The following is a 7500-nucleotide window of genomic DNA, read 5'->3' on the forward strand; positions in this document are numbered from 1 at the left end:
CTATTAAGTACTATACTTTCTGAACTAAGTCTTTGATTTTTGATTTGAACAGAACCTTTAAGATCATTTGCTCGAAAACGTCTGAAATTCATTCTATCAATAGTACAGTTAAGGCTCAAGCGAAGTTTAGGTGACAGCTTAAATGTGTAATTACCTGAAGTCTTGTCCTTTGTGGAAAGTAGTTCGTTTAAGTTAAGATTTTTCGATTCAAAAGATGCTTCAATACCCAGAGGTTCATTAGGCAATAATAAATAAGCTAGTATATTTCTGAAATAGCCATTTAGGTTAAAGTCAGAGTTGCCATATGAACCACTTAAGTCATTGATCGCAATATCTTTTTGGTTTACAAATAAAAGCCCTGACAACCCGTAAACTGGCAGTTTAAACAACCCAGAATCAAGGGTTATGTTTTTTAGTTCTAACTGTCCTGATGTTTTAACTTTATTGGTGAGTTCTTTAGACTTTAAATCATTTATCCTACCATCAAATTGTATGACAACATCCAATTCACCTTCACTGGAGCTCAAACCTTTCACCTTTAAAAAATCAAATAACGCAGAAGTAGTCATTGAGCCATCAAAATCAAGGCTTAAATGAAGATCTTCAAAGTTTTTTAAGGTTAGATTACTTTCAAATTTTTGTCCTTCAAGATTTCCAACTACATTTTTAAGTTCTAATAACGCAGTAGTATTATCATACAATTTTGATTGGCTGTAGAAGCCTTCTAAGCTGGTATTGGTAACGGACACATTTTTTTCTGCATAATCTATCCGGGAATCGTTCAATCCAAAATGAATGACAAGTTCTGGGCCATATTTGGAATCCAAAGAACCTGATAGAGAAAGGTCAAAGTAGGCACTTCCATCGGAGTTATATCTTGCCAGTTTAGAAGCTATATTATCAGGCAATAAATTCGTTATTGCTTGAATATCTGTTTCCTTAGCTTCAATAAAAAGTTTGATGTTTCGGTCTTCTTTGAATTGATAGTTACCATAAGTCTGAAATTCCGAATTTTCAATAATCAAATCAGAAGGACTAATTTCTAATGATTTTTTAGCATCGTCATACACTAGCTTTGAGTTGGCTTGCACCAACTTTTCTTTCAGATAGATATTGTTATTTACTTTAATATAATCTATCTGAAAATTGCCAAGCGCATTAATATTGTATAGGCTATTTTCAGTGATCAAAGAGGCCTTTGTTTCATTAGTTTTTAGTACAATTTCGTTTAAAGATTCCTCATTGAGGTAGGAAAAATTTACATCTACTAACTGCACATAGGAAAGCTCAACCTTAAAACTAGCACTCCCATTTTCAGCCTTTTTTAAGATGTTATAATTTACCTCGCCATCTTTGTTTATAATTATGGAGCAAGTAGCATTTTTAATCCAAACCCCTTCAACCACATAATTCCCTTCAATTATTTGAAAAGGGTCTAATGTAACACTGAGATTATCTGCTTGAAGCAAATCCTGTTCTGTTTTAATGCTGCCTTTAATGTTGATATCATCAAACTGTATGGTAAGTTTTGGGAATGTTTCAATGAATGAAACCGAGATGTTACCTACTTCAACCTTTGTATTTAGGTGCTTATTGGCTTCTGAAACAAACTGCTGGATTATTTTATCTTGATTAAGATAAATATAAATAGAACCAATAGACATAATGGTCACAATTATGATTGTGGCTATTATTAATGACTTCTTTAGAATTTTTAGAATTGACAACCTATTTCGAATATGCTGATTCAATTAAATTTTAACGAATATAAATGTATTGATGAAACGATGTGAGTGTAAAGAAATTTTTATGTTTTCAATTAAAAAGTGTTTGCATAAAAACAAAACTATATTACATTTGCATTCCGTTACGCAAAAGGGCGTAATTATTAAGAATAGGGCGCTTAGCTCAGTTGGTTCAGAGCACCTCGTTTACACCGAGGGGGTCGGGGGTTCGAATCCCTCAGCGCCCACATTTATAAGGCTATCAAATATTGATGGCCTTTTTTATTTTAAAGCAAATTTCACTAGGAACTGGATGAGAACCAATGGTTCGAAATCAAGGAACATAGTGACGCAGATTCACGAGGGGTGGTGCGGCAAGGTTGTGTGTATGAGTAATCCCTCAGCGCCCACAAAAAAGACAGTTGAAAAGCTGTCTTTTTTTATGTCCAATTTTTTACCTTCATACCAAATGGGACATTAGCTCAGTTGCCTGCTTGTCGACAGACAGGGTTTACCTGCCAGCCGAAAATTATAGGAAGTTAGCTCAGTTGGTTTAGAGCATCGCCTTGACAGGGCGGGGGTCACCGGTTCGAATCCGGTACTTCCTACTACGCAGGTTGGGATCGCTGCCTTGACCGGGCAGAGGTCTCTGGTTCTCCCGATAGCTATCAGGAAAGTATATCACACATTTCACTTAAGCTTAACATTCTTTATTGCAACAATCTAACTTCTTAAACTACCTTTAAGTCATGTTAAGAATTTTCATTTGTCTTATTATATCGTCAACATTTCTGAAAGCACAAATAATAGATATTCAAGGGCACAGAGGTGCACGGGGTATGATGCCGGAAAATACTATTCCTGCTTTTATCTATGCTATGGACCAAGGGGTGACAACTCTGGAACTGGATGTGGTTATCACCAAAGACAAACAAGTGATTGTTTCCCACGAGCCATGGTTATCACACGAAATATGTTTGGATTCTTTAGGCAATAATCTCAGCAAAGATGATAAAGTGCTGTATAACATTTATAATCTGACGTATAATCAGATAAAGCAGTTTGATTGTGGCTCTAACGGGAATGACCGCTTTCCTGAGCAAGTGAAAATGAAGGTGAATAAACCGCTACTTAGCGATGTTATTAAAATGGCAGAACGCCATTCGAAAGGGGTAACGCACATGGAGGTTAATTATAATATCGAAATAAAAAGCACTAGTGAGGGCGACACAAAATATCACCCTGTACCCTCAGAATTTTCAGATCTTGTTTATCAGGTAATCGATCAATATTTACCTTGGGAGCGTGTAATCATTCAGTCTTTTGATTTCAGAACCTTAAAGTATTGGAACGAGAGATATCCTGAAGTTGAATTAGCAGTTTTAATCGAGAACCTCAAATCTCCATCAGCCAATATAAAACAACTTGGATTTAAACCTGAAATATACAGTCCTTACTACAAGTTAATAGGTAAGAATTCAATCAAAACTATTCATGAAATGGGTATGAAGGTAATACCTTGGACTGTTAATGATATTAAGGATATGAAGAAGCTGGTTGATTGGGGAGTCAATGGTATTATAACTGATTATCCAAACCGAGCGAAGGCCATAGGATTAACAAAGCCATAAATTCACTTACATTTCATTAATTCTATAACAACCCTATCTTTGCCGCTTAATTTTAACATATAGATAATGAAGAAGTATGACGTTTATGGCATTGGCAATGCCCTTGTAGATATAGTTACCGAAGTTAAAGATGATTTCTTAGCGGAATATAATGTTGAAAAAGGACTCATGACCTTGGTGGATGAAGATAGACAACATGAGCTGGTGAATGCCATTCATTTACCTACTAGCAATATGCAGTGTGGCGGATCTGCCGCCAATTCTATTATTGCCGTTAGTCAATTTGGCGGTAAAGGTTACTATTCATGCAAAGTGGCTAAAGATGATATGGGTAAGTTCTACCTGGATGATCTTAAAGAAAATGGAGTTGATACCACCCTAACCTTCGACACTGCACCTGCAGGTATTACCGGTAAGTGCCTGGTTATGACCACCCCGGATGCCAATAGAACCATGAATACTTTCTTAGGCATCACATCTACTTTTTCAAAAGAACAAGTAAACGAAGCAGCACTTAAAGATTCTAAGTACCTATATATGGAGGGATATTTAGTACCAGGAGAATCTGGACAGGAAGCGATGAAACTAGCCAAAAAAATGGCAGAGAATAATGGAGTAAAAGTAGCTATGACCTTCTCAGACCCGAGTATGGTAAAATACTTTAAGCCGCAAATGGAAGAGATCGTTGGAGCAAGTGTAGACCTATTATTCTGCAACGAAGAGGAGGCAATGCTTTTTACAAACAAGGATAATTTAGACGAAGCGAGAGAAGAGTTAAAGAAAGTAGCTAAACGATTTGCTATTACTCAAGGAGCTAATGGCGCTATGATTTTTGATGGCGATACATTTATTGATATTGAGCCTTACAAGGTTTCCGCTGTGGATACCAATGGCGCTGGAGATATGTTCGCAGGTGCATTCCTTTATGGCATCACAAATGGCCATTCTTATGCTGATGCAGGAAAGCTTGCCAGTTTGGCTTCTTCCAAAATAGTTTCAAAATTTGGCCCACGCTTGGAGTGGCATGAAGCCAAAGAAGTAATGAAGCATTTGAATCCTTAAGAAAGGTTTAACCAATTCTCAAACAAATCCTTCTGCTTAGCGGAAGGATTTTCTATTTTTTCAATCCTTCGTATTTTCAGATATAAACTGTCTGAAGCTTCTATACTTATTTCCTGTTCTTTAGCCTGTCTTTCAATCAAGAATGTATGAATGCCTGGCTTTAATCCTTTAATGGTATCCTTCGTGACCAACTCACCATCAATTTTCTTAATCTTATCTTTAAAGGAGAAATGCTTTTCACCCAATGACTTCTCTTCAATCGACATGACAACAAGGGTTCCATCTTGTTCAGCAGTTTTTAAACCTAAATAACCTTCTAATAAATTTTCATTAGACTTAATTGACAATTCGCAACCTACTTCTTTTAGAAGTTTAGAGATAAGCTCAGTCTTATCTTTAACGCCATATACATTTTCCTCGAAATACTGGCTGAGTGACTCCTCATAAACATCCTCGCAAATCAACTGAATATCGTTGATACTATATCCAATATCTTTTTTAGCAAAATCATTCCAAAGAACGCTCATTACGTCATTCAGACTTTTCCGACTATTAAACTTTGAGCGAATCATTAGATCAAGAGTAAGTGCTACCATGGCACCTTCAACATATATCGAACTTTTTTTATTTGGGGCACCAACTTGGTAGCCGTCTACCCACAGATCAAGCGAAGAATCTACTACTGAATTATTTAGTCTGCCACCATTGTGAAAATGTCTTTGAAAAAGAGTACTTAACTCATTAAAATACCACTGATAATCAAACACTCCCGACTGAACTAAGAATAGATCACCGTAATAAGTGGTGAATCCTTCTGCCACAAATCCAGTTGGGAAAACAGGCGCCTTGCCAAAGTCATACGGCATCATTTCTTTTGGCCGTATTTTCAAAATATTCCAGGCATGGAATAATTCATGAGAACTCACTCCGGCAAACTCGCTATAGAGGTTACTTTATTCCAGGTCATTACCTGGGCCGATACAAATCACAGTTGAATTACCATGTTCTACACCATGGTAATGTTTGTAAGTAGTAATTTGGTTCAAAAAGTGATAGTCGTTTCTCGGGAAATCACCCATTACGTTTATCTGTTGTTCGCTAAACTTTCTAAAATCAGAAACTACCTTTTCTTTGTCTAACGAATGCTTCCCCTGAAACCAAATAGAAAATGGAACTCCACCTGCTTCATAGTTCCAACATGCTAGTGTAGGGCTTGCTATCAATGGACTATCTACTAACTGATGATAGTTTGACGCTATGAACATATTGGCTTTTCTTTCCAACCCACACGCCACTTTATAATCATAAGGCATTTCAATCTGAATTTCACAGGGTTCATTTAAATGATCTTCAGTGTATAGCATACAATTAATGAAATTTATATAGAGTTGTTCTTCATTATAGAATGAATTTCCAGCATCCATCTGATATGCGAAATACTTATACTTTACTCTGATTTTAGATGAATTTGTCGCTACTGACCAAGTGCTTGCATTTTTCTTGCGATAATTGAGTTTATTGTCTTTTTCATCTTCAAACGATATTTTTTGAATGTTTTTAGAATAATTAGCAGCCTCATATCTTCCTGGTCTCCAAATAGGTAGTTTAAAATCAATTACTGATTTTTGCGAGATACTTACTTCTAATTGTATGTTTAAGATGTGAGTAAGAGGAACTTCTGGTTTAATAATGTATTTCATGGCTCAATAGTACAAAACAAAAATTTATTCTTATTTGCAATTAATAAAAAGCTAATTATCTTTGCACCCCATTAAAAATCGAATGTGGAATTAGTGCCTTTTAAAAAGGTTAAATTATAAGAAGATGAAGAGAACATTTCAACCATCGCAAAGAAAAAGAAAAAATAAGCACGGGTTTAGAGAAAGAATGTCTACTCCTAATGGTAGAGCGGTATTAGCTAGAAGAAGAGCTAAAGGAAGAAAGAAGCTTACTGTTTCTAGTGAAAAAACGCATAAATAATACTGCATAATCGCAGAGGTTGAGCACTTCATCTCGGCATAAACAGCAGTTGCCGAACATGAAAAAAACCTTCAAAAAAGCCGAAAGGCTTCATAAAAAAATATTAATAGAGGAGCTCTTCAGCAAGGGCTCCTATTTTTATTTACCCCCATTTAAGGTTTATTATTGTGCATCAGATCAGGTAGAAACCAACCAAATGCTGGTCTCGGTACCCAAGAAAATATTCAAGAAGGCAGTTGATAGAAATAGGCTTAAAAGGCTTACTAAAGAAGCCTATCGTCATCACAAACAATTATTAATCCGTGACAGCCATCTACTAATTGGGTATATTTATACGGCAAAAAAAATGTTGCCTTATAAGTCTGTCGAATCAGCTGTTTTATTATCTATCCAAAAATTGTCTCAAAAGTTTTTGAATGAATAGGAAGCGCTACATATTGTGTTCAATTATTTTAATTTCAATTGTTACTACGGCATTAATTCAGGTAGAAGATCGTTATTTTCTAATAGCCAAAAATCTCGACACGTTTGCATCCCTTTTTCGCGAGATAGATAAGTTTTATGTCGATGAAACTGACCCTGAAGAACTATTAAATGTAGCAATTGACGGTATGTTGGAATCATTAGATCCTTATACCAACTACATTCCTCAAGAAGATGTAGAGTCCTTTAGAACTACCACCACAGGTGAATATGCCGGAATTGGAGCACAAATAAGTTCATTAGATAGCGGTATTTATATCTCCATGCTTTATGAAGGCTTTGCAGCACATAGATCTGGTCTAAAAATAGGCGACAGAATTGTTAAAATTAATGACGAGGAAGTGAATACGGCCTCTGTTGAAAAAATCAGCAGCTTGCTAAAAGGGAGGCCCCGCACTGGCGCTGAAATAAAAGCCATCCGAATTGGCAGTTCAGATACACTCGCCTTCACAGTTCAACGTGAAAAAATAAAAGTGAATAATGTTCCTTATTATGATATGTTGGAAGGAGGAATAGGGTATATCTACCTTGAGGACTTTACCATCGGAGCTGGTGACGAAGTGGAGCAGGCATTGAAAAATTTAAAATCATTGGGGGCAGAAGCAATCATTTTAGATTTA

General features: G+C 36.1%; 8 protein-coding genes and 2 tRNA genes (1 of these 10 only partly in view). 7 read left to right on the forward strand and 3 right to left on the reverse strand.

Going from position 1 to position 7500, the window contains the following annotated elements; all coding sequences use genetic code 11:
* A partial coding sequence (locus tag RLO81_RS08180; protein WP_350109883.1) for an AsmA family protein occupies nucleotides 1–1751 on the reverse strand: 1751 nt, incomplete at its 3' end.
* 146 nt (nucleotides 1752–1897) lie between these two features.
* Here RLO81_RS08180 and RLO81_RS08185 point away from each other — a divergent pair.
* The 4 genes from RLO81_RS08185 to RLO81_RS08200 all read left to right on the forward strand — a co-directional run bounded on the left by RLO81_RS08185 (nucleotide 1898) and on the right by RLO81_RS08200 (nucleotide 4417).
* Nucleotides 1898–1972: transfer RNA gene (locus tag RLO81_RS08185), tRNA-Val, on the forward strand.
* Between the two features lie 285 nt (nucleotides 1973–2257).
* A tRNA-Val gene (locus tag RLO81_RS08190) sits at nucleotides 2258–2332 on the forward strand.
* A gap of 141 nt (nucleotides 2333–2473) precedes the next feature.
* Nucleotides 2474–3355: a glycerophosphodiester phosphodiesterase gene (locus RLO81_RS08195; protein ID WP_350109886.1), complete on the forward strand. Its 882-nt coding sequence runs from the start codon at nucleotides 2474–2476 to the stop codon at nucleotides 3353–3355.
* A 66-nt stretch (nucleotides 3356–3421) separates the two neighbouring features.
* Entirely contained in the window at nucleotides 3422–4417 is a 996-nt protein-coding gene (locus RLO81_RS08200; RefSeq protein ID WP_350109889.1) for an adenosine kinase, read from the forward strand.
* Here RLO81_RS08200 and RLO81_RS08205 read toward each other — a convergent pair.
* Both RLO81_RS08205 and RLO81_RS08210 read right to left on the reverse strand, forming a co-directional pair.
* Nucleotides 4414–5343 (reverse strand): M61 family metallopeptidase, encoded by a 930-nt coding sequence (locus RLO81_RS08205; RefSeq protein ID WP_350109891.1) that lies wholly within the window; start codon nucleotides 5341–5343, stop codon nucleotides 4414–4416. The two genes, RLO81_RS08200 and RLO81_RS08205, sit on opposite strands and share 4 nt — an antisense overlap.
* A 27-nt stretch (nucleotides 5344–5370) precedes the next feature.
* Nucleotides 5371–6117 carry a M61 family metallopeptidase gene (locus RLO81_RS08210; protein WP_350109893.1) on the reverse strand — a complete coding sequence of 249 codons (747 nt, stop codon included), beginning with the start codon at nucleotides 6115–6117 and terminating at the stop codon, nucleotides 5371–5373.
* A 124-nt stretch (nucleotides 6118–6241) separates the two neighbouring features.
* Here RLO81_RS08210 and rpmH point away from each other — a divergent pair, with 124 nt between their 5' ends.
* The 3 genes in view from rpmH to RLO81_RS08225 are tightly spaced (at most 58 nt apart) and all read left to right on the forward strand, a layout consistent with a single transcriptional unit that may run on beyond the window.
* The gene (rpmH, locus tag RLO81_RS08215; RefSeq protein WP_350109896.1) at nucleotides 6242–6397 is read left to right on the forward strand and encodes a 50S ribosomal protein L34; all 156 of its coding nucleotides are present in this window, start codon (nucleotides 6242–6244) and stop codon (nucleotides 6395–6397) included.
* A gap of 58 nt (nucleotides 6398–6455) precedes the next feature.
* A complete protein-coding gene (rnpA, locus tag RLO81_RS08220; RefSeq protein ID WP_350109899.1) occupies nucleotides 6456–6821 on the forward strand; it encodes a ribonuclease P protein component in 366 nt (121 codons plus the stop codon).
* Nucleotides 6814–7500, forward strand: the 5' end (the start) of a protein-coding gene (locus tag RLO81_RS08225) for a S41 family peptidase (protein WP_350109900.1). Its footprint extends 954 nt past the window's final position; only the first 687 of its 1641 coding nucleotides appear in the window; the start codon lies at nucleotides 6814–6816; the stop codon falls past the right edge of the window. Before rnpA ends, RLO81_RS08225 begins: the two co-directional genes overlap by 8 nt.

Source organism: Fulvivirga sp. (assembly GCF_040220315.1).
GTDB lineage: Bacteria > Bacteroidota > Bacteroidia > Cytophagales > Cyclobacteriaceae > Fulvivirga.